Here is a 24,169-nt window from a genome sequence, read left to right as displayed (position 1 = left end):
TTTTGCTGAAGTCTCGCATCATAACGGCTCTGATTTTAATTCCGATTGTTATCGCAGCGCTGTTCTTGCTGCCGCCGATGGGCTTTGCCCTGGTAACACTCGCTGTGTGCATGTTAGCCGCCTGGGAATGGGGGCAGTTGGCTGGCTTTGCTGCCCGCCCCCAACGTATCTGGCTGGCGATATTATGCGGTTTCCTATTGACGCTGATGATGCTCAGCGTGCCTGCCTACCATCAATCTGTTCACCAATTGCAGATCGCTGGCCCGCTATGGCTGTCGCTGGGATGGTGGCTGGTGGCCCTGCTGCTGGTGCTGTTCTATCCAGGCTCGGCTGCGCTGTGGCGTAATTCGCGCACCTTACGGCTGGTCTTTGGCCTGTTGACCATCGTGCCGTTTTTCTGGGGCATGCTGGCGCTGCGTCAGTTCGGCTATGAAGAGAATCATTTTACCGGTGCATGGTGGTTGCTGTACGTTATGCTGCTGGTCTGGGGCGCAGATTCCGGTGCCTACATGTTCGGCAAGCTGTTTGGCAAACACAAGCTGGCACCGAAGGTCTCTCCGGGGAAAACCTGGGAAGGGCTGGTCGGTGGGCTGGTAACGTCTGCCGTGATTTCGTGGCTGTTTGGCCGCTATGCGCCGTTGAACGTGGTACCCATGACCCTATTGGTCTGTTCGGTGATTGCTGCTCTGGCTTCGGTGTTGGGCGATCTGACGGAAAGCATGTTTAAACGTGAAGCCGGTATCAAGGACAGTGGTCATCTGATCCCGGGGCACGGCGGCATTCTGGATCGTATCGATAGCCTGACCGCAGCGGTACCGGTATTTGCCTGCTTGATGCTGTTAGTGTTTTAATCCGTTATCGGCGGGGGGAGTAAAGGGATTCTATGGTCAGCGTACTCTGGAACTTGGTCGCGTTTATTATCGCTCTGGGTATATTGATCACCGTGCATGAGTTCGGGCACTTTTGGGTGGCTCGCCGCTGTGGCGTCCGTGTGGAGCGTTTCTCTATCGGCTTTGGCCGTGCGCTATGGCGCCGCACCGATCGCCAGGGCACCGAATATGTCGTCGCCATGATCCCCCTTGGCGGCTATGTCAAAATGCTCGATGAGCGCGTCGAAACGGTGGCTCCCGAGCTGCGTCATGAGGCGTTCAACAATAAAACCGTCTGGCAGCGCGCGGCGATTGTCAGCGCGGGCCCCATTGCCAATTTCCTGTTTGCCATTCTTGCCTATTGGATCGTCTTTATCATCGGCGTACCGAGTTACCGCCCGGTCATCGGTGAAATTACTCCGCAATCCATTGCCGCCCAGGCCGAAATTTCTCCGGGAATGGAACTTAAGTCCGTTGACGGTATCGAAACGCCTGATTGGGAATCTGTTCGCCTGGCGTTGGTGACCAAAATCGGTGATGCGCAAACCGAGGTAGAAATTGCTCCGTTTGGTTCTTCACAAAAGCTGAGCAAGACCCTGGATTTGCGCCACTGGAGCTTTGAGCCGGACAAAGAAGATCCCGTGCGTTCTCTAGGCATGATCCCGCGTGGCCCGCAGATTGAATCCGTGCTGGCAGAAGTGCAGGCCGGGTCGGCTGCGCAAAAGGCAGGTTTACAAGCGGGGGACAGGATCGTTAAAGTCGATGGTCAGCCACTTGGCCGTTGGGTTACGTTGGTTAAACGTATCCACAATGCTCCAGGGCTTCCGCTGGTTTTAGAGATAGAAAGAAACGGCGCCCCCTTGTCTTTAACGCTGATACCAGATACAAAGCCGGTGGGAAAAGACAAAGCGGTGGGGTTTGCCGGGATTGTACCTAAAGTTATCCCTCTGCCGGATGAGTACAAGACCATTCGTCAATATGGGCCGTTCTCTGCGCTGTATCAGGCGGGGGACAAAACCTGGCAGCTGATGCATCTTACGGTCAGCATGATAGGTAAATTAATTACCGGTGATGTGAAGCTGAACAACCTGAGTGGCCCGATTTCCATTGCACAGGGAGCAGGGGCATCAGCAGAGGTGGGTTTTGTGTATTATATGATGTTTCTGGCGTTGATTAGCGTCAACTTAGGGATCATCAACCTCTTCCCATTACCGGTATTAGATGGTGGGCATCTCCTCTTCCTGGCGATAGAAAAGCTGAAGGGGGGGCCAGTTTCTGAGCGAGTACAGGACTACAGCTACCGCATTGGTTCGATCTTGTTGGTACTGCTGATGGGTCTTGCACTTTTCAATGATTTTTCTCGTCTTTAGGGGCGGGGACAGGTTAGGAAGAACGCATAACAACGATGGCGATGAAAAAGTTGCTCATAGCGTCGCTGCTGTTTGGCAGCGCCACCGTATACGGTGCAGACGGGTTCGTAGTGAAGGATATTCATTTCGAAGGCCTGCAACGAGTCGCCGTCGGTGCGGCGTTACTCAACATGCCGGTTCGCGTAGGCGATACCGTCTCTGATGATGATATCGGTAACACCATCCGTGCCTTGTTTGCCACTGGCAACTTCGAGGACGTTCGCGTACTGCGCGATGGTGATACGCTGATTGTTCAGGTTAAGGAACGCCCTACCATTGCCAGCATCACTTTCTCCGGTAACAAATCGGTGAAAGATGACATGCTCAAGCAAAACCTGGAAGCCTCTGGCGTCCGGGTTGGTGAAGCACTCGACCGCACCACCTTATCCAGCATTGAAAAAGGGTTGGAAGACTTCTACTACAGCGTCGGTAAATACAGTGCCTCGGTGAAAGCCGTTGTCACGCCGTTGCCGCGCAACCGTGTTGACCTGAAACTGGTGTTCACGGAAGGGGTTTCCGCCAAGATTCAACAAATCAACATTGTCGGCAACCATGCCTTCACCAACGATGAGCTGATCGCGCACTTCCAGTTGCGTGATGATGTGCCGTGGTGGAACGTGGTGGCCGATCGCAAATACCAGAAGCAAAAGCTGGCAGGGGACCTTGAGAGCCTGCGCAGCTTCTATCTGGATCGCGGCTATGCCCGTTTCAATATTGATTCGACGCAGGTCAGCCTGACGCCAGATAAAAAAGGCATCTATATCACCGTTAACATCACCGAAGGCGATCAGTACAAGCTTTCTGGCGTGGTGGTAAATGGCAACCTTGCCGGTCATTCGGCAGAAGTGGCTCAGTTGACCAAGATTGAGCCGGGTGAGCTGTTTAACGGCACCAAAGTGACCAAAATGGAAGATAACATCAAGAAGATGTTTGGCCGTTATGGTTACGCTTATCCTCGCGTACAGACTCAGCCTGAAATCAACGACACGGATAAAACCGTGAAGTTGAACGTCAACATCGACGCGGGTAACCGTTTCTATGTGCGTCGCATCAAGTTCGAAGGCAACGACACCAGTAAAGATTCCGTTCTGCGCCGCGAAATGCGCCAGATGGAAGGGGCGTGGCTGGGTAACGATCAGGTCGAGCAGGGTAAAGAACGTCTGAACCGTCTGGGTTACTTCGAGACGGTCGATGTAGAAACCCAGCGTGTACCGGGTTCCCCCGATCAGGTTGATATCACCTATAAGGTGAAAGAACGTAACACCGGGACGCTGAACTTTGGTGTGGGTTACGGTACCGAAAGTGGCGTCAGCTTCCAGGCGGGCGTACAGCAGGATAACTGGCTGGGCACGGGCTACTCTGTTGGCATCAGCGGCACCAAGAACGACTACCAGACCTATACCGAGCTGTCGGTGACCAACCCGTACTTCACCGTTGACGGTGTGAGTTTGGGCGGCCGTATCTTCTATAACGACTTTAAAGCGAATAATGCCGATCTGTCCGACTATACCAACAGCAGTTATGGTATTGACGGCACGCTAGGCTTCCCGATCAACGAGAACAACTCGCTGCGTGCTGGCCTGGGTTACGTCCATAACTCCCTGTCAGAAATGCAGCCGCAGATCGCCATGTGGCGCTATCTGAACTCGATGGGCGATTATCCTGACTTTAAGGATCGCGCCAGCTTTACAGCCGATGACTTCACGCTGAACCTGGGCTGGACCTATAATAATCTGGACCGTGGCTACTTCCCTACCCAGGGTAACCGCACTACGTTCAACACCAAGGTGACCGTGCCGGGCTCCGACAACTCATACTACAAGATGACGTTGGACACCGCGCAGTATATGCCGCTTAACGATGACAAGACCTGGGTGTTGCTGGGTCGTGGCCGTCTGGGCTATGCCGATGGGTTGGGCGGTAAAGAAATGCCGTTCTATGAAAACTTCTATGCGGGTGGTTCAAGTACCGTACGTGGCTTCCAGTCCAACACCATTGGTCCAAAAGCCGTGTACTACAACTCCAACTCGTATTCTTGCCAGTACGCGCCAGGCACCAGCACCGCTCAGCCGATTTGTAGCTCGAACGATGCGGTGGGCGGTAACGCCATGGCCGTGGCAAGCATGGAGTTGATCACGCCTACGCCGTTCCTCAGCGAGAAATACGCCAACTCGGTGCGTACTTCACTGTTTGTCGATGCCGGTACCGTGTGGGATACCCACTGGGAAAACACCGATCAGACGCTGATGTACGGGGTACCAGACTACAGCAAGGCGAGCAACATTCGCGTGTCTGCCGGTCTTGCGCTGCAGTGGATGTCTCCACTGGGGCCGTTGGTCTTCTCCTATGCGGATCCGATCAAGAAATACGACGGCGACAGGTCGGAGCAGTTCCAGTTTAACATCGGTAAAACCTGGTAATAACCGGTTTCACCTGTGGGCATAGCGGTACAAGAATCGCAAATGCCAGGCTTAAACCAGCTCATAGCGAGAGAAATCTCATTGTGTAATGTGATAAGTCTGGCAAATTGTGTACTTTCAAAAGTGTCATGTGACACAAATGGGTGATGGTAAGGAGTTTATAGTGAAAAAGTGGTTATGTGCCGCAGGCCTCGGTTTAGCAATGGCTGCTTCTGCAGGCGTTCAGGCAGCTGACAAGATTGCTGTTGTTAACGTTTCTAGCATTTTCCAACAGCTGCCAGCTCGTGAAACCGTAGCCAAGCAATTGGAAGGCGAATTCAAAGGCCGTGCAAGCGAACTCCAGAACATGGAACGCGATCTGCAAACCAAAATGCAGAAGTTGCAGCGTGATGGTTCTACCATGAAAGCCAGCGATCGCACCAAGATGGAAAAAGATGTGATGGCTCAGCGTGAGCAGTTCTCTCAGAAAGCGCAGGCTTTCGAGCAGGATAATCGTCGTCGCCAGATGGAAGAGCGTAACAAGATCCTGAGCCGTATTCAGGATGCAGTGAAAGTCATTGCTAGCAAAGAAGGCTATGACGTCGTCGTCGATGTTAACGCTACTGCTTACTTCGCGGCAGGCAAAGATATTACTGCAGACGTGCTGAAACAGGTTAAATAACGCCATGCCTTCAATTCGACTGGCTGATTTAGCGCAGCAGTTGGATGCACAATTGCACGGTGATGGCGATCTCGTCATCACCGGCATTGCTTCTATGCATTCCGCACAGCCTGGCCAAATCACGTTTTTGTCAAACAGCCGCTACCAAGATCAGCTGGCTTCCTGCCAGGCGAGTGCCGTGGTACTCACCGAAGCAGACCTACCACACTGCCGTAGCGCAGCGCTGGTGGTTAAAAACCCTTACCTGACCTATGCGCGTATGGCGCAGTTGATGGACACCACGCCAGCACCCGCAGCAGATATCGCGCCAAGCGCGGTGATCTCTCCGCAGGCCAAGCTGGGGCAGAACGTTGCTATTGGGGCGAATGCGGTTATCGAATCCGGTGTTGAACTGGGCGATAACGTGGTCATCGGCCCGGGTTGCTTTATCGGCAAGCAGGCACGCATCGGCGCAGGTACGCGTCTGTGGGCCAACGTAACGATTTATCATGAAGTGGAAATCGGCCAGCACTGCCTGATCCAATCGGGAACGGTGATTGGTGCGGACGGTTTCGGCTACGCCAACGAGCGTGGCAACTGGATCAAGATCCCGCAGCTTGGCACGGTGATTATTGGCGATCGCGTTGAGATTGGTGCCTGTACCACCATCGATCGCGGCGCGTTGGATAACACCCAGATTGGGAATGGTGTTATCATAGATAACCAGTGTCAGATTGCACACAACGTGGTGATTGGCGAGAATACCGCCGTCGCGGGCGGTGTGATCATGGCGGGTAGCCTGAAAATCGGGCGCTATTGCCAAATTGGCGGCGCCAGTGTGATCAACGGTCACATGGAGATTGCTGACCAGGTAGTTGTCACCGGGATGGGAATGGTTATGCGACCAATCACCGAACCTGGGGTATACTCCTCTGGCATTCCGTTACAACCCAACAAAGTTTGGCGTAAAACCGCGGCGTTGGTGATGAATATCGATGAGATTAGCAAGCGCTTGAAAGCTGTCGAACGAAAAGTCGGAAAAGACTAATCACCACGGCCCGGGATGCTGGGTATAAAACGAAACGCGTTGGCAATGATGCCAAAAGCGCAAAGAGTTGTTAATTTGCGGCCTGCCTGATGATCTCCTTTTTGGGGTCAACGCAGGCCGTGTTGTTGATGCCATCAGTTTTTAGAGACAGGAAGAGTATTTTGACTACTGACACTCATACTCTAGATATTGCAGAAATTCTGGAACTGCTTCCTCACCGTTATCCATTCTTGCTGGTTGACCGTGTATTGGATTTCGAAGAGCATAAATATCTGCGTGCAGTGAAGAACGTATCCGTTAATGAGCCGTTTTTCCAGGGGCATTTCCCTGGTAAACCGATTTTTCCAGGCGTGCTGATTTTGGAAGCTATGGCTCAGGCCACGGGTATCCTGGCATTCAAGAGCGTGGGTAAACTGGAACCGGGCGAGCTGTACTATTTCGCCGGTATTGACGAAGCTCGCTTCAAGCGCCCTGTGGTGCCTGGCGACCAGATGATTATGGAAGTCACTTTCGAAAAAACCCGTCGTGGTTTGACCCGCTTTAAAGGCGTGGCGACCGTCGATGGAAAAATTGTCTGCGAAGCAACCATGATGTGTGCCCGCAGCCGGGAGGCATAATCCGTGATTGATAAAACCGCCTTTATCCATCCAAGTGCGATCGTTGAAGAAGGCGCCGTCATCGGCGCTGATGCGCATATCGGTCCCTTCTGCTACGTCGGCTCCCAGGTGGAAATCGGCGCGGGTACGGTCCTCAAATCGCATGTGGTGGTGAACGGTATCACCAAGATTGGCCGCGATAACGAGATCTATCAGTTTGCCTCTATCGGCGAAGTGAACCAGGATCTGAAATACGCTGGCGAACCGACTCGGGTTGAAGTCGGCGATCGTAACCGCATTCGTGAGAGCGTCACCATTCATCGCGGTACTGCACAGGGAACGGGCCTGACCAAAGTCGGTAATGACAACCTGCTGATGGTCAACGTGCACGTTGCTCATGACTGCGTAGTGGGCAATTCCTGCGTGTTGGCCAACAACGCCACGCTGGCTGGTCACGTGGAGATCGACGATTTCGCCATCATTGGCGGCATGACCGCGATCCACCAATTCTGTGTGATTGGTGCCCATGTGATGGTCGGTGGTTGTTCCGGTGTCGCTCAGGACGTACCGCCTTTTGTCATCGCGCAGGGTAACCACGCGACGCCATTTGGCGTGAACGCCGTTGGCCTGAAACGCCGTGGTTTTGATAAGGATGAAATGCAGGCGATCCGCAACGCTTACAAGATCCTCTATCGCAGCGAGAAGACCTTCGACGAGGCTAAAGCAGAGATCGAAACCCTGGCGCAACAGCAGCCAGTGGTGCAGCAGTTCCTCGATTTCTTTGCGCGTTCTACCCGTGGGATTATTCGCTGAGTTATGCCAAATCGTCCATTGACTATCGGATTGGTCGCCGGGGAAACCTCCGGTGATATTCTGGGTGCCGGATTAATTCGTGCGCTTAAGACGCACTACCCAAGCGCCCGCTTTGTCGGTGTTGCTGGCCCGCTGATGCAGGCCGAAGGGTGTGAAACCTGGTATGAAATGGAAGAGCTGGCGGTGATGGGCGTGGTAGAGGTGCTTGAGCGTCTGCCACGCCTGTTGAAGATCCGCAAGGATCTGACCCGCCGGTTCAGTGAGCTGAAGCCTGACGTGTTTGTCGGTATCGATGCGCCAGACTTCAACCTCACGCTGGAAGGCCGCCTGAAACAGCGCGGTATCCGCACTATTCACTATGTCAGCCCGTCCGTGTGGGCCTGGCGTCAGAAACGCGTTTTCAAAATTGGTAAAGCGACCGACCTGGTGTTGGCGTTCCTCCCTTTCGAAAAAGCGTTTTACGATCGTTTCAACGTCCCTTGCCGCTTTATCGGGCATACCATGGCCGATGCGATGCCATTGCAGGCGGATAAGCTGGCCGCACGCGCTACGCTGGGCATTGACCCGGCCGCTCGCTGTTTGGCATTGCTACCCGGCAGCCGTAATGCCGAAGTGGAAATGCTCAGTGGCGACTTCCTGCGTACCGCTCAACTGCTACGCGAGCATTATCCCGATCTGGAAGTGGTGGTGCCTTTGGTCAACGCCAAGCGCCGTGAGCAGTTTGAGCGTATCAAGGCAGAGGTAGCGCCTGAGCTCAAGGTTCACCTGCTGGATGGCAAAGGCCGTGAGGCGATGGTGGCCAGCGATGCGGCTCTGTTGGCTTCCGGCACCGCGGCGTTAGAGTGTATGTTGGCAAAATGCCCGATGGTGGTGGGCTACCGCATGAAGCCATTTACCTTCTGGCTGGCGGAGCGGCTGGTGAAAACCCCGTATGTCTCATTGCCTAACCTGCTGGCGGGGCGTGAAATCGTCACCGAACTGCTGCAACACGATTGTGTACCGGATAAGCTGGCCGCGGCGTTATTGCCGTTGCTGGAAGACAGCCCGCAGGCGGAGCTGTTGAAACAGACCTTCCTTGAATTGCATCAGAGTATTCGCTGTGGTGCCGATGAACAGGCCGCTCAGGCTGTGTTGGAGCTGGCAAAAGCATGATGGAACCCTTTGTTTACCCTGCCGCCCGGCTGTTTGCCGGTGTGGATGAAGTGGGGCGCGGGCCTTTGGTGGGTGCCGTTGTGACCGCTGCGGTGATCCTCGATCCGGCACGGCCGATTGTCGGCCTGGCGGATTCCAAAAAGCTCAGCGAGAAGCGCCGTCTGGCGTTATACGACGAGATCGTGGAAAAGGCGCTGTCCTGGAGCCTGGGGCGGGCTGAGCCGGTCGAGATCGACCAACTGAATATCCTGCATGCCACCATGCTGGCGATGCAGCGCGCGGTAGCGGGTTTGCATATCGCCCCGGACATGGTGTTGATTGACGGCAACCGTTGCCCCAAATTGCCGATGCGCTCGTTAGCGGTGGTGAAAGGGGATAGCCGGGTGGCGGAAATCAGTGCCGCATCAATTCTGGCGAAGGTGACCCGCGATCGCGAAATGACCGAGCTGGATGCGATTTTCCCGGATTACGGCTTTGCCCAACACAAGGGCTATCCCACCGCGTTCCATCTGGAAAAGCTGGCCGTGTTGGGGGCTACCGAGCATCATCGCCGCAGTTTTGCCCCGGTAAGACGGGCGCTGGAGACTGGCTCGTCAGCTAAGTAACCAAGCCGCATAGTTCACACGATGCTTAATATTACGCCCCCTCTTCTTTTGGGAGAGGGTCGGGGTGAGGGGAAATGGCTACGGTGATCTTCCCCACACCCTAATGTAACCCTGGTTCAGTAAGCTGAACCCCAACACGTTGGTATCTGGATATGGCCGAACCTCGTTTTATTCATCTGCGCGTGCACAGTGACTACTCCATGATTGATGGATTAGCCAAGATTGGCCCGTTGGTGAAAAGAGCTGCCGCGTTAGCCATGCCAGCCTTGGCCGTCACCGACTTCACCAATATGTGTGGTCTGGTGAAGTTTTATGGCAGTGCGCACGGTGCCGGGATCAAACCGATCATCGGTGCGGATTTCCATGTGCAAAGCGAAGAGCTGGGCGATGAGCTGGCACAGCTTACCGTGCTGGCAGCCGATAACGTTGGCTATCAAAACCTCACACTATTAATCTCCAGGGCGTATCAGCGCGGTTATGGCCCGGCAGGCCCGGTGATCGATCGCGACTGGCTGATAGAACATCGCAGCGGGTTGATCCTGCTTTCCGGTGCACGCATGGGCGACGTCGGCAAGTTTCTGCTGCGTGGCAACCAGGCCCTGGTCGATCAATGCCTGGAGTTTTACCAGCAGCATTTCCCGGACAGCTATTATCTCGAACTGATCCGCACCGGCCGTGGGGATGAAGAAAACTATCTGCACGCCGCTGTAGCCCTGGCGACCGAACGTGGGTTGCCGGTAGTCGCCACCAACGATGTCCGTTTCCTGGTGGAAGATGACTTTGACGCCCATGAGATCCGCGTAGCGATCCATGATGGCTTTACGCTCGACGATCCCAAACGCCCGAAAAACTACAGCCCGCAACAGTACATGCGCAGCGAAGAGGAGATGTGCGAGCTGTTTGCCGACATCCCTGAAGCGTTGCTAAACAGCGTGGAAATTGCCAAGCGCTGTAACGTCACCATCCGTCTGGGCGAATATTTCCTGCCGCAGTTCCCCACCGGCGATATGACCACCGAAGATTTCCTGGTGCTCAAGTCCAAAGAGGGGTTGGAAGAACGCCTGGAGTTCCTGTTCCCGGATCCGGAAGTTCGTGCCGAGCGCCGTCCTGAATACGATGAGCGTCTGGATCTGGAACTGAAAGTGATCAACCAGATGGGATTCCCGGGTTACTTCCTGATCGTAATGGAGTTCATCCAGTGGTCGAAAGATAACGACGTGCCGGTAGGCCCGGGCCGTGGCTCTGGTGCCGGTTCGCTGGTGGCCTATGCGCTGAAAATCACCGATCTCGACCCGCTGGAATTTGACCTGCTGTTCGAACGCTTCCTGAACCCGGAACGTGTCTCGATGCCCGACTTCGACGTCGACTTCTGCATGGAAAAACGCGACCTGGTCATCGAACACGTGGCGGACATGTATGGCCGTGAGGCGGTATCGCAGATCATCACCTTCGGTACCATGGCGGCGAAAGCGGTGATCCGCGACGTGGGGCGCGTGCTGGGCCACCCTTATGGCTTCGTTGACCGTATCTCCAAGCTGGTGCCGCCCGATCCGGGCATGACGCTGGAAAAAGCCTTTGCTGCAGAGCCGCAACTGCCGGAAATCTATGAGGCAGACGAAGAGGTCAAAGCGCTGATCGACATGGCACGCAAGCTGGAGGGCGTGACGCGTAACGCCGGTAAACACGCTGGGGGCGTGGTGATTGCGCCAACCAAGATCACCGACTTTGCCCCGCTCTATTGCGATGCCGAAGGTAACCACCCGGTCACCCAGTTTGACAAGAACGACGTGGAATACGCCGGGCTGGTCAAGTTCGACTTCCTCGGCCTGCGTACTCTGACCATCATCGACTGGGCGTTGGAGATGATTAATGCCCGTCGTGCCAAGACCGGGTTGGAACCGATAGATATCGCGGCCATTCCGCTCGATGACAAGAAAAGCTTCGACATGCTGCAACGCTCGGAAACCACTGCGGTATTCCAGCTTGAATCGCGCGGCATGAAGGATTTGATCAAACGTCTGAAGCCCGACTGCTTCGAAGACATGATCGCACTGGTGGCGCTGTTCCGTCCCGGCCCGTTACAGTCCGGCATGGTAGATAACTTTATCGACCGTAAGCACGGGCGTGAAGAGATCTCCTATCCTGATATCCAGTGGCAGCATGAATCGCTGAAGCCGGTGCTGGAGCCAACCTATGGCATCATCCTGTATCAGGAACAGGTGATGCAGATCGCTCAGGTGCTGGCTGGCTATACGCTGGGCGGCGCGGACATGCTGCGTCGCGCCATGGGTAAAAAGAACCCGGTCGAGATGGCCAAGCAGCGCGGCGGCTTTGAAGATGGCGCGAAATCGCGCGGTATTGACGGCGAACTGTCGGTAAAAATCTTCGATCTGGTAGAGAAGTTCGCGGGTTACGGCTTTAACAAATCGCACTCCGCTGCCTATGCATTGGTGTCTTACCAGACGCTGTGGCTGAAGGCCCACTATCCGGCCGAGTTTATGGCCGCGGTCATGACCGCCGATATGGATAACACCGATAAGGTGGTGGGGCTGGTGGATGAGTGCTGGCGCATGGGCCTGAAAATCCTGCCGCCGGACATCAACAGCGGGCAATATCACTTCCACGTTAATGACGAGGGTGAGATCGTCTATGGCATCGGTGCCATCAAGGGAGTAGGGGAAGGGCCGATCGAAGCGATTATCGAAGCGCGTAATTCCGGCGAGCAGGGGTATTTCAAAGATCTGTTCGACCTGTGCGCTCGTTCCGATATTAAAAAGCTCAACCGCCGTATTCTGGAAAAGCTGATCATGTCTGGGGCGTTCGATCGCCTGGGGCCACACCGTGCCGCGTTGATGAACTCCCTGGGGGATGCGCTTAAAGCGGCCGATCAGCACGCCAAAGCCGAAGCCATCGGCCAGGCGGATATGTTTGGCGTGTTGGCGGAAGCGCCGGAGCAGGTGGAACAATCTTACGCCAACGTTCCCCCTTGGCAGGAACAGGTGGTGCTGGATGGTGAACGGGAAACGCTGGGGCTGTATCTTACTGGCCACCCGATCACCCAGTACCTCAAAGAAATCGAACGCTATGCCGGTGGCCAGCGTCTGAAAGATATGCACCCGACGGATCGCGGCAAGATGACTACCGCCGTCGGGTTGGTGATTGCTTCCAAGATCATGATGACCAAACGCGGTAACCGCATCGGTATTTGTACGCTGGATGACCGCTCTGGCCGTCTGGACATCATGTTATTCACCGATGCCTTGGAAAAATACCAGCATTTGTTGGAAAAAGACCGTATCCTGATCGCGACTGGACAGGTCAGCTTTGATGACTTTAACGGCGGGCTTAAAATGACCGCTCGTGAATTAATGGACATCAGTGAAGCACGTGAAAAATACGCTCGCGGGCTTGCTATCTCGCTGACGGACAGGCAAATTGATGACCAGCTTTTGAACCGTCTCCGTCAGTCTTTGGAACCCCATCGCTCGGGGACGATTCCAGTGCATCTCTACTATCAACGGGAAGATGCACGGGCAAGATTGCGCTTTGGTGCAACTTGGCGCGTGACGCCGACCGACCGCTTGTTGATAGATTTGCGGACCTTGGTAGGTAATGAGCAGGTGGAACTGGAATTTGACTAAAATAGGAATGCTATGAGTCTGAATTTTCTTGATTTTGAACAGCCGATTGCAGAGCTGGAAGCGAAAATTGACTCGCTGACCGCAGTCAGCCGTCAAGACGAAAAATTAGATATTAATCTGGACGAAGAGGTTCAGCGCCTGCGTGAGAAGAGCGTTGAGCTGACGCGCAAGATTTTTTCCGATCTTGGGGCCTGGCAGATTGCCCAATTGGCACGCCACCCGCGCCGTCCTTATACCCTGGATTATATCAAACACATCTTTACCGACTTTGAAGAGCTGGCAGGCGATCGCGCCTATGCCGATGACAAAGCCATTGTCGGTGGTATTGCGCGCCTCGATGGCCGCCCGGTGATGATCATTGGTCATCAGAAAGGGCGTGAAACCAAAGAGAAAATCCGCCGCAACTTCGGTATGCCGGCACCGGAAGGCTATCGCAAAGCGCTGCGCCTGATGGAAATGGCCTCCCGCTTCAAGATGCCGCTGATCACCTTCATCGACACCCCAGGTGCTTATCCTGGCGTGGGCGCGGAAGAGCGTGGCCAATCTGAGGCGATCGCCCGCAACCTGCGTGAAATGTCTCGCCTGAATATCCCGGTGATCTGCACCGTGATCGGCGAAGGCGGCTCCGGCGGGGCATTGGCGATTGGCGTTGGCGATAAAGTGAATATGCTGCAGTACAGCACCTATTCGGTGATCTCGCCGGAAGGCTGCGCCTCGATCCTATGGAAAAGTGCCGATAAGGCACCGATTGCCGCAGAAGCAATGGGCATCACTGCACCGCGCCTGAAAGAGCTGAAGCTGATCGATTCTGTGATCCCAGAGCCTTTGGGCTCTGCTCACCGCGACGTACCGGCAATGGCGGCTTCGTTGAAAGCCCAACTGTTGGCGGACCTGGCGGATCTGGATGGCCTGAACAACGAAGAGTTGCTCAACCGTCGCTATCAACGGCTGATGAACTACGGCTATTGCTGAGTTTGTACGCCTGATGACTAACCGCCTCCGGGCGGTTTTTTTATGCGCGTAAGACAGCCTCGGCTTTTTATGTTGTTATAAGCTATTGGTAGTTAACTAAAGGATAGCTGCGATGAATATCATTGCGATCATGAGCCCGATGGGCGTTTATTACAAAGACGAGCCTATCCGGGAGCTGCACGTGGCGCTGGCCTCAATGGGCTTCCAACTGGTGTTCCCGAAGAACAGCGGCGATCTGCTCAAGCTGATCGAACACAATGCGCGTATCTGCGGGGTGGTGTTCGACTGGGACGAATACAGCCTGGAGCTGTGCAGCGAAATCAACGAGCTGAATGAATACCTGCCGCTGTATGCGTTTATCAACACTCACTCCACCTTCGATGTCCACCTGCACGAAATGCGTATGGTGCTCTATTTCTTCGAGTATGGTCTGAACGCTGCCGACGATATCGCCCAGCGCATTCGCCAGTATACCGATGAGTATATGGACACCATCACCCCACCGCTGACCAAGGCGCTGTTCACCTATGTCAAGGAGGGGAAATATACCTTCTGTACGCCGGGCCATATGGCAGGCACCGCGTTCCAGAAAAGCCCGGTGGGCTGCCTGTTCTACGATTTCTTTGGTGCCAACACCCTGAAGGCGGATATTTCCATCTCGGTGACGGAGCTCGGCTCGCTGCTGGACCACACCGGCCCGCATCTGGAGGCGGAAGAGTATATTGCCCGCACGTTCAACGCGGAGCAGAGCTATCTGGTGACCAACGGCACCTCTACCGCCAACAAGATTGTCGGCATGTATTCGGCACCTGCCGGTAGCACGGTGCTTATTGACCGTAACTGCCATAAGTCGCTGTGTCACCTGCTGATGATGTGTGACATCGTGCCGATTTATCTGCGCCCGTTGCGAAATGCGTACGGTATTTTAGGCGGCATTCCCCAGCGCGAATTTACCCGCGACAGCATTGCCGAGCGGGTGGCAAGCACTGTCAACGCCAGTTGGCCGGTACATGCGGTGATCACCAACTCTACCTATGACGGCCTGTTGTATAACACCGATTATATCAAGCAAACGCTGGACGTGGCGTCGATCCACTTCGATTCGGCCTGGGTGCCTTACACCAATTTCCACCCGATTTATGAAGGCAAAAGCGGCATGAGTGGCGATCGTATCCCGGGCAAGGTGATCTATGAAACTCAATCAACCCACAAGCTGCTGGCGGCGTTCTCTCAGGCTTCGATGATCCACATTAAAGGGGATTATGATGAGAACACCTTTAACGAAGCTTACATGATGCACACCACCACTTCGCCGCATTATGGCATTGTGGCTTCAATGGAAACCGCTGCGGCGATGCTACGTGGCAATCCGGGGCGGCGCATGATTAACCGCTCCGTGGAGCGAGCCCTGCATTTTCGCCGTGAAGTGCAACGCCTGCGTGCCGAGAGTGACACCTGGTTCTTCGATATCTGGCAGCCGGAAGAGATTGACGAGGCACAGTGCTGGCCGTTGAACCCGGACGACAACTGGCATGGCTTTGGCCAGACCGACAGCGATCATATGTATCTGGATCCGATCAAGGTCACCATTTTGACGCCGGGGATGAACGAACTGGGTGAGCTGGAGGAAAGCGGGATCCCTGCCGCGCTGGTAGCGAAATACCTGGATGAACGTGGGATCGTGGTGGAGAAAACCGGGCCGTACAATTTGTTGTTCCTGTTTAGCATTGGCATCGACAAGACCAAGGCGATGAGCCTGCTGCGCAGCCTGACGGATTTCAAACGTGCTTACGATCTTAACCTGCGGGTGAAGAACATGCTGCCGGATCTGTATGCTGAAGATCCGGACTTCTACCGCCATATGCGCATTCAGGATCTGGCTGCCGGGATCCACCAACTGATCCGCCAGCACGATTTACCGGGCCTGATGTTGCGTGCGTTTGACGTATTGCCGGAGATGAAGCTGACGCCTTATGAGATGTTCCAGCAGCAGGTGCGCGGCAATGTAGAAACCTGCGAGATTGACCAGTTGGTCGGCAAGGTGGCGGCGAACATGATCCTGCCCTATCCGCCGGGCGTGCCGGTCGTGATGCCAGGGGAGATGATCACCGAAGAGAGCCGCGCAGTGCTCGATTTCCTGCTGATGCTGTGTTCGATCGGCGAACACTATCCAGGTTTTGAAACCGATATCCACGGGGCTAAACTGACCGAGGATGGGCGCTATCAGGTGAAGGTGCTGAAAACCGATTAGATAAGAATGGCCCCTCACCCTAACACTCTCCTAAAGGGAGAGTGGGCCGATCGTACCACATCCTGACTTTTGTATCCGGGGTTGGAGGGGAAATAAAACGTGCTACAGACCAACTCTCATACCTGATTACGGCTCTGTATTAGCTCTCTCTCCCTGTGGGAGAGGGTTGGGGTGAGGGGTCACTAAATAACTTACGGAGCTCATCCATGTTGGCATTACGACAGGTTCACCATATAGCGGTGATTGGTTCTGATTACGCCGCCAGTAAGCACTTTTACTGCGATATCCTGGGGTTCACCCTGTTAGCGGAATATTACCGCGAAGAGCGTGACTCCTGGAAAGCCGATCTGGCGCTGAACGGCCAATACGTCATTGAACTGTTCTCCTTCCCATCCCCTCCAGCCAGACCAAGCCACCCGGAAGCTTGTGGCCTGCGTCACCTGGCATTCAGCGTAGAGGATATCCAGGCATCGATTGCGCATTTACAGGCCGCTGGAGTCGTTTGCGAGCCGGTTCGGGTCGATCCCTATACCCAATCCCGCTTTACCTTTTTCAGCGATCCTGACGGATTACCGCTCGAATTATATGAACTATGAATGCTTAATCTGCTGAGAACGGCCCAAGTTATGGGCCGTTATGCTATCATCGCGCCCTTGCCCTCAGTGTCCACAGAGTTATTTCCGCCATGCAAGAGCCTGTTTTCCGCGTCGGGGAGTGGCTGATCACCCCGGCCGACAACCGCATAAGCCGTGATGGGCGTCAACGGACGCTGGAACCGCGCCTGATCGATATGTTGCAGTACTTCGCTCAGCACCCGGACGTGGTGCTCAGCCGCGACGAGCTGATTGATAACATCTGGAAGCGCAATATCGTCACCAACCATGTGGTGACCCAGTGTATTTCGGAACTGCGCAAATATCTGAAAGACGGCGATCCAGACAGCCCCGAATACATCATCACCGTCCCTAAACGCGGTTATAAACTGACGGCACCGGTCATGTGGTGTGAGGAAGGGGAAGACGCGCCGCCGTTGGTACCCCAGGTGGCCGTGGTGATGCATGAGCCAGAAGATGGCAGCGAGGAAGAGGCTCCCGCCTATGTCCCGCCGCGTCCGGCTACCAAGCCAAAGACCCTGTTACCCACTGCGGCAGGTCGTTTTTATCAACGCTCACCCTTTTGGGTCTGGCTGACTTTCCTGGCGGCGCTGTCTGCCTGCGTCGCCTTTGTCGGTATTGCGACCCTGTCTCAGCGCATACCTGTGTCCACCATGCCGGTGTTGCTCAACCCGCGTGATATCGATATTCGTATCCAGGGTGGTAACAGCTGCAGCAACTGGACGCCACAGCTCTCTTATGTGGTTGGCGTGAGTGAACTGGTCACCGACGCGCTGAATACCTATTCCACGTTCCTGGTGCACGATCAGACCAACTACAACTTTGCCGGGCCGAGCAGCTCCGGCAAGTCGCTGTATATCGAGTTCGTCAATCAACGCCATTACCGTGCCCAGCAATGCTTCCTGTCGGTGCGGCTGGTGGATAATGCCGACAGCTCGATCATGCTGGATAAGCGCTACTTTATTACCACTGATAATCAGCTAAAAATTCAGCAGGATTTCCTTACCAGCCTGTCGGCGGCGTTGAAACAGCCTTGGCCGCAGCAACTGGCACAGCGTTTGGCGCTGCTGCTGCCGCAAAATGGCCCGGCGCTGCAGCGTTTCTATCAGGCACATCAATTGCTGGTACAGGGAGATGCGGACTCACTGACCCGCGCCAGCAGCCAATTGGAGGCGATAATCAAAGCCTCGCCGGATTTTGAGTATGCCGTTGCCGAAAAAGCGCTGGTGGATTTGCTGCGTAATTCCTACCAACCTCTTGATGAGGCCGAGCTGGCACAGCTACGAACGGAAATTACCCGCCTGGAGGCGTTGCCGATATTGGCTGATTCCCCCATCTTGCAGCAGATAGTGACCGTCGATGCGCTTTCCCAAGGGAAAACGGATGAGGCTTACCGCGCCATTAATAAAGCTATCGATCTACAGATGTCATGGTTGAACTATGTATTACTAGGCAAAGTCTACGAAATGCAGGGCCATAACCATCAGGCTGCGGATTCTTATATTACTGCCTTCAACCTTCGCCCCGGTGAAAATACGCTGCATTGGATCCGTAATGGTGTATTCCAGACCTCAGTCACCGCAGTTGTTCCTTATTTAGACAACTACGACACACAAAAATAACTCCATTGCCAACCGTTGGCACAAATACAGCGACACTATAAGCCAAGGCAGGTGGGAGCCATACGGTTACGACCGTTGAGCGCAAGGATGCGCGATTCGAGCCCCCAGAAATGGATTTACGGCGCGTCGGTGTTCTGCATGACTCCCATCGGCTTCCCTCTTGACTACCGCCACTTCGTGCCAGTATCCTGTTGTTTATAAACAATGTTTACCTTTTCTTTAGCTCATGCTGCCACCTTGATATTTTCACCATAAACCTCAAGTTGTCATTTGTAGGATCATGAGCGTAATTTCACCTTATCTTTAGGACTTTATTTTGGCCTATCGTTAGCATCCTGATTATCAAGTCTGTTCATTAATCTCGCTTCTTAATGCTCAGCACTTATCAGCATCGATAATCAGGAGAAACTGACCATGGCTTCATCCAAGAAAATAGGGCTTATTGCCTGCACCGGCGTCGTCGCCGGTAATATGATGGGGAGCGGGATTGCCTTATTACCGGCAAACCTGGCAAGTCTGGGGTCTATCGCCATCTGGGGATGGGTGATTTCTATCGTCGGCGCGATGTCATTGGCTTATGTTTACGCCCGCCTGGCAACTAAAAACCCACAGCAAGGCGGGCCAATTGCCTATGCGGGGGAAATCTCCCCGGCGTTTGGTTTCCAGACTGGCGTGCTTTACTACCATGCCAACTGGATCGGTAACCTGGCAATCGGTATTACCGCCGTTTCTTATCTTTCGACTTTCTTCCCCGCGTTGAATAATCCAGTTCCGGCCGGGATTGCCTGTATCGCCATCGTCTGGATATTCACCTTTGTCAATCTGCTGGGGGGTACCTGGGTCAGTCGCTTGACCACGCTGGGTCTGGTACTGGTCTTGATCCCGATAGTGATCACCGCCGTGGCCGGTTGGCACTGGTTTGATGTTGCAACCTATCAAGCCAACTGGAATACCTCCGGTACCACCGACAGCCATGCAGTGGTGAAAAGTATCCTGCTCTGCCTGTGGGCGTTTATCGGCGTTGAATCCGCCGCCGTCAGCACCGGGATGGTGAAAAATCCCAAACGCACCGTACCACTGGCGACCATGCTCGGTACTGGCCTGGCAGGGATTATCTATATTGCCGCCACTCAGGTGATGAGCGGGATGTTCCCTGCAGCGCAAATGGCTGCCAGTGGTGCTCCCTTCGCCATCAGCGCCTCCGCCATTATGGGCAACTGGGCAGCTCCGATGGTATCCGCTTTCACCGCCTTTGCCTGCCTGACCTCGTTGGGTTCCTGGATGATGCTGGTAGGTCAGGCCGGGGTGCGTGCAGCCAACGACGGCAACTTCCCGAAAGTGTATGGCGAACTGGATAAAAACGGCATTCCGAAGAAGGGCCTGCTGTTGGCAAGCTGCAAAATGACCGCGCTGATGGTGTTGATCACCGTGATGAACTCCAGCGGCGGCAAAGCTTCCGACCTGTTCGGCGAACTGACCGGGATTGCGGTGCTGCTGACCATGCTGCCTTACTTCTACTCCTGCGTTGACCTGATCCGCTTTGAAGGTGTCAACGTGCGTAACCTGCTGAGCCTGGTGGCGTCGGTACTGGGCTGTGGGTTCTGCTTTATCGCCCTGATGGGCGCCAACTCCTTCGAACTGTCCGGCACCTTTATCGTCAGCCTGATCATCCTGATGTTCTATGCCCGCAAAATGAATACCCGCCAGGTTGCCAAAGCAGCCGCTGCGGTCAACGACAGCGCCACGGCCAAAGCGCACTGAGATTGCGTGCTCTGACCCACTGAATTTACCCAGCCCCTTTCTTTCCGACCTGTCAGCCGCGACGGGAAGGGGCCCGCTTTGCCTGGAGAAATGATTATGAACGTTATTGCCATCATGAATCACATGGGTGTCTACTTCAAAGAAGAGCCGATCCGCGAACTGCATCAGGCGCTGGAAAGCCTGGACTTCCGCATCGTCTACCCTAATGACCGCGAAGATTTATTAAAGCTGATCGAAAACAATGCCCGCCTGTGCGGCGTGATTTTCGACTGGGACAAATACAACCTTGAGCTGTGCGAAGAGATCAGCCAGCTCAATGAATACATGCCGCTGTATGCCTTCGCCAACACTTATTCGACGCTCGATGTCAGCCTCAACGATCTGCGTATGCAGGTGCGTTTCTTCGAATATGCGCTGGGCGCGGCAAAAGATATCGCCGCCAAGATCAAACAGAACACCGACGAGTATATCGATGCCATCCTGCCGCCGCTGACCAAGGCGCTGTTCAAATACGTGCGTGAAGGCAAATATACTTTCTGTACTCCAGGCCATATGGGCGGCACTGCCTTCCAGAAAAGCCCGGTAGGCAGCCTGTTTTATGACTTCTTCGGCCCGAATACCATGAAGTCTGACATCTCCATTTCGGTTTCCGAACTGGGTTCGCTGTTGGATCACTCCGGCCCGCACAAAGAGGCTGAAGAGTACATTTCCCGCGTGTTCAATGCCGAACGCAGCTACATGGTGACCAACGGCACCTCCACCGCCAACAAGATTGTCGGCATGTATGCCGCTCCGGCCGGCAGCACCGTGCTGATCGACCGTAACTGCCACAAATCATTGACCCATCTGATGATGATGAGTGACATCACGCCGATTTACTTCCGGCCAACCCGTAATGCCTACGGTATTCTCGGTGGCATCCCGCAGAGCGAATTCAGCCGTGCCACCATCGCTAAACGGGTGAAAGAAACGCCGAACGCCAGTTGGCCAGCGCACGCGGTGATCACCAACTCCACCTACGACGGCTTGCTGTACAACACCGATTTCATCAAACAGACTCTGGATGTTAAATCGATCCACTTCGATTCTGCCTGGGTGCCTTACACCAACTTCCATCCGATCTATAAAGGCAAATGCGGCATGAGCGGCGGCCGGGTTGAAGGCAAGGTGATCTATGAAACCCAGTCGACCCACAAACTGCTGGCGGCGTTCTCGCAGGCTTCGATGATCCACGTGAAGGGTGACATCAACGAAGAGACCTTTAACGAAGCCTATATGATGCACACCACCACCTCGCCGCATTATGGCATCGTGGCGTCCACCGAAACCGCCGCTGCGATGATGAAGGGCAACGCTGGTAAGCGCATGATTAACGGTTCCATCGAGCGTGCCATCAAGTTCCGTAAGGAAATCAAACGGCTGAAAGTGGAGTCCGAAGGCTGGTTCTTTGACGTCTGGCAGCCGGAGCATATCGATGAGCCAGAATGCTGGCCGCTGCGTTCCGACAGCGCCTGGCACGGCTTCAAAAACATCGATAACGAACACATGTATCTCGACCCGATCAAGGTGACCATCCTCACCCCAGGGATGAGCAAAGAAGGTGAGATGCAGCCGTTCGGTATCCCGGCCAGCCTGGTAGCCAAATACCTGGATGAGCGCGGTATCATCGTGGAGAAAACCGGCCCGTACAACCTGCTGTTCCTGTTCAGCATTGGTATCGATAAAACCAAGGCGTTGAGCCTGCTGCGTGCGATGACCGATTTCAAACGCTCGTTCGATTTGAACCTGCGAGTGAAAAACATGCTGCCATCGCTGTATCAGGAAGCGCCTGAGTTCTATGAAAACATGCGCATCCAGGATCTGGCGCAGAACATCCATCGCCTGGTCGAGCATCACAACCTGCCGGACTTGATGTACCGTGCGTTTGAAGTGCTGCCAACCATGGTGATGAACCCTTACCACGCCTTCCAGAAAGAGCTGCACGGCGAAGTGGAGGAAGTCTATCTGGAGGATATGGTCGGCAAGGTCAATGCCAATATGATCCTGCCTTATCCTCCAGGCGTGCCGTTGGTGATGCCGGGTGAAATGCTGACCGAAGAAAGCCGCCCGGTGCTCGAGTTCCTGCAAATGCTGTGTGAAATCGGCGCGCATTATCCGGGCTTTGAGACCGATATTCACGGGGCTTACCGCCAGCCGGATGGTCGCTACACGGTGAAAGTGTTGAAAGCGGAATAATGGCATCACAGGGGAAAGCACAGACGCTTTCCCCTTTGTTATCCTGATGGGAGTACACCATGAAAACACCCTCACAGCCGCGCGCTATCTACTACGTCGTTGCGATACAAATCTGGGAGTATTTTAGTTTTTACGGCATGCGCGCGTTACTGATCCTCTACCTGACCCACCAGTTAGGCTATTCCGATAGCCACGCCATCACCCTTTTCAGCGCTTATGCCTCTTTGGTTTATGTCACCCCCATTCTGGGCGGCTTGCTGGCCGATCGCCTGTTGGGCAACCGCGTCTCGGTGATTGCTGGGGCGGCCTTGATGACCTTGGGCCATATCGTATTGGGGCTGGGAGCGGTCTCGGCCAACGCCCTTTACCTGGCGCTGGGCATCATCATCTGCGGCTACGGCCTGTTTAAATCCAATATCAGCTGCCTGCTGGGAGAGCTGTACCAGGCGCAGGACCCACGGCGGGAAGGCGGGTTTTCTCTGCTGTATGCCGCGGGGAACGTTGGCTCCATCCTGGCTCCGATCGCCTGTGGGTTAGCCGCTGAACGCTATGGTTGGCACGTCGGCTTTGCACTGGCGGGAATAGGGATGTTTGCCGGGCTGATGATCTTCCTGTCGGGGAGCAAACACTTTCGGCATACGCGCGGGGTGAATATCCCGCTGATACAGGCCACCACGTTACGCTTGCCGCATTGGTTCTGGCTGGTGGCAGGGGGGCTGTGTGCTCCGCTGTTTTTCGCGCTGTTGTTCATTCACAACTGGGCCGGGTATCTGCTTGGCGTGGTGTGCGCCGCTGCGGTGGTGATCGTCATGCGTATCCTCTGGCGGGTGAGCGGTGAGCAACGGCGAGCGTTATGGCAAATCATCATCTTGATGCTGCTGGGAACGCTGTTTTGGGCCTTTGCCCAACAGGGCGGCAGTTCGATCAGCCTGTTTATCGATCACTTTGTTGACCGGCAATGGTTCTCTTGGTCGGTGCCTACGGCGCTGTTCCAGTCGGTAAACGCCTTTGCGGTCATGCTCGGCGGCGTGCTGCTGGCCTGCCTGATGCGTAACAGCCAGGGAAACGCTCAGACCGTGCGCATCTGGTGCAAGTTTGCCTTTGGCCTGCTGTTGATTGCTGTGGGCTTTATGCTGATGGCATTAAATGCGCGCTGGGGGGAACTGCACGGCCAGGCCTCGATGGGGATGATGGTGGCAGGGCTGGCGGTGATGGGATTTGCCGAACTGTTTATCGATCCGGTAGCGATGGCTCAAATCACCCGGTTGGATATTCCCGGTGTCACTGGCGTGCTGACCGGTATTTATATGCTGGCGACGGGCTCGGTGGCTAATTATCTCGCGGGCCTGATTGCCAACCAGACCACCGAAAGCCAGTTGGGTAATGCGATGATTGAAGCTTACGGCAAGGTTTTCACCCAGATTGGCTGGGGAGCAGCAGGCAGTGCGGCCTTGGTGTTGGTGGCTCTGGTGCTGTGGTGGGGAATGACCCGTCGCAATGATAGCGCGGTTAATGCTTGAT

General features: G+C 54.8%; 17 protein-coding genes. All 17 read left to right on the top strand.

Annotated features, from left to right (window positions below; genetic code table 11):
• Positions 1–2: 2 nt before the first annotated feature.
• The 17 genes from cdsA to dtpD all read left to right on the top strand — a co-directional run bounded on the left by cdsA (position 3) and on the right by dtpD (position 24,168).
• Positions 3–851, top strand: a complete 849-nt coding sequence (gene cdsA, locus JHD74_RS01745) for a phosphatidate cytidylyltransferase (protein ID WP_024529506.1) — start codon at positions 3–5, stop codon at positions 849–851.
• Positions 852–883: 32 nt separating this feature from the next.
• Complete coding sequence (gene rseP, locus JHD74_RS01740; protein ID WP_024529507.1) at positions 884–2,239, top strand: sigma E protease regulator RseP; 1,356 nt, start codon at positions 884–886, stop codon at positions 2,237–2,239.
• A gap of 35 nt (positions 2,240–2,274) precedes the next feature.
• The gene (bamA, locus tag JHD74_RS01735) at positions 2,275–4,698 is read left to right on the top strand and encodes an outer membrane protein assembly factor BamA (RefSeq protein WP_074031351.1); all 2,424 of its coding nucleotides are present in this window, start codon (positions 2,275–2,277) and stop codon (positions 4,696–4,698) included.
• Positions 4,699–4,861: 163 nt separating this feature from the next.
• Positions 4,862–5,359: a molecular chaperone Skp gene (gene skp / locus JHD74_RS01730; protein WP_199061406.1), complete on the top strand. Its 498-nt coding sequence runs from the start codon at positions 4,862–4,864 to the stop codon at positions 5,357–5,359.
• A 4-nt stretch (positions 5,360–5,363) separates the two neighbouring features.
• A complete protein-coding gene (gene lpxD / locus JHD74_RS01725; RefSeq protein WP_199061404.1) occupies positions 5,364–6,386 on the top strand; it encodes a UDP-3-O-(3-hydroxymyristoyl)glucosamine N-acyltransferase in 1,023 nt (340 codons plus the stop codon).
• A 161-nt stretch (positions 6,387–6,547) separates the two neighbouring features.
• Complete coding sequence (gene fabZ / locus JHD74_RS01720; RefSeq protein ID WP_021179919.1) at positions 6,548–7,003, top strand: 3-hydroxyacyl-ACP dehydratase FabZ; 456 nt, start codon at positions 6,548–6,550, stop codon at positions 7,001–7,003.
• A 3-nt stretch (positions 7,004–7,006) separates the two neighbouring features.
• On the top strand, positions 7,007–7,795 hold the full coding sequence (lpxA, locus tag JHD74_RS01715) for an acyl-ACP--UDP-N-acetylglucosamine O-acyltransferase (RefSeq protein ID WP_199061402.1): 789 nt from the start codon (positions 7,007–7,009) through the stop codon (positions 7,793–7,795).
• Positions 7,796–7,798: 3 nt separating this feature from the next.
• Positions 7,799–8,947, top strand: a complete 1,149-nt coding sequence (gene lpxB, locus JHD74_RS01710; protein WP_024529512.1) for a lipid-A-disaccharide synthase — start codon at positions 7,799–7,801, stop codon at positions 8,945–8,947.
• Entirely contained in the window at positions 8,944–9,552 is a 609-nt protein-coding gene (gene rnhB / locus JHD74_RS01705; protein ID WP_199061400.1) for a ribonuclease HII, read from the top strand. The genes lpxB and rnhB overlap by 4 nt, the downstream gene beginning before the upstream one ends.
• Before the next feature lie 152 nt (positions 9,553–9,704).
• Complete coding sequence (gene dnaE / locus JHD74_RS01700) at positions 9,705–13,193, top strand: DNA polymerase III subunit alpha (RefSeq protein ID WP_024529514.1); 3,489 nt, start codon at positions 9,705–9,707, stop codon at positions 13,191–13,193.
• 12 nt (positions 13,194–13,205) lie between these two features.
• The gene (gene accA, locus JHD74_RS01695; RefSeq protein ID WP_021806103.1) at positions 13,206–14,165 is read left to right on the top strand and encodes an acetyl-CoA carboxylase carboxyl transferase subunit alpha; all 960 of its coding nucleotides are present in this window, start codon (positions 13,206–13,208) and stop codon (positions 14,163–14,165) included.
• Positions 14,166–14,277: 112 nt separating this feature from the next.
• Positions 14,278–16,416, top strand: a complete 2,139-nt coding sequence (locus tag JHD74_RS01690) for a lysine decarboxylase LdcC (protein ID WP_199061399.1) — start codon at positions 14,278–14,280, stop codon at positions 16,414–16,416.
• Between the two features lie 206 nt (positions 16,417–16,622).
• Positions 16,623–17,012, top strand: a complete 390-nt coding sequence (locus JHD74_RS01685; RefSeq protein ID WP_024529516.1) for a VOC family protein — start codon at positions 16,623–16,625, stop codon at positions 17,010–17,012.
• Between the two features lie 89 nt (positions 17,013–17,101).
• Complete coding sequence (gene cadC, locus JHD74_RS01680; RefSeq protein WP_161712816.1) at positions 17,102–18,652, top strand: lysine decarboxylation/transport transcriptional activator CadC; 1,551 nt, start codon at positions 17,102–17,104, stop codon at positions 18,650–18,652.
• Positions 18,653–19,066: 414 nt separating this feature from the next.
• A complete protein-coding gene (cadB, locus tag JHD74_RS01675; RefSeq protein WP_024485571.1) occupies positions 19,067–20,413 on the top strand; it encodes a cadaverine/lysine antiporter in 1,347 nt (448 codons plus the stop codon).
• Positions 20,414–20,509: 96 nt separating this feature from the next.
• Complete coding sequence (gene cadA, locus JHD74_RS01670; protein WP_021806099.1) at positions 20,510–22,648, top strand: lysine decarboxylase CadA; 2,139 nt, start codon at positions 20,510–20,512, stop codon at positions 22,646–22,648.
• Between the two features lie 59 nt (positions 22,649–22,707).
• Positions 22,708–24,168, top strand: a complete 1,461-nt coding sequence (gene dtpD, locus JHD74_RS01665; RefSeq protein ID WP_199061397.1) for a dipeptide permease DtpD — start codon at positions 22,708–22,710, stop codon at positions 24,166–24,168.
• Position 24,169 lies beyond the last annotated feature (1 nt).

The organism is Serratia sp. ASV30, from assembly GCF_016428815.1.
Lineage (GTDB): Bacteria > Pseudomonadota > Gammaproteobacteria > Enterobacterales > Enterobacteriaceae > Chania > Chania fonticola_C.
The sequence above is the reverse complement of the archived record's forward strand: the minus strand, read 5'-3'. Positions and strand labels throughout refer to the sequence as shown.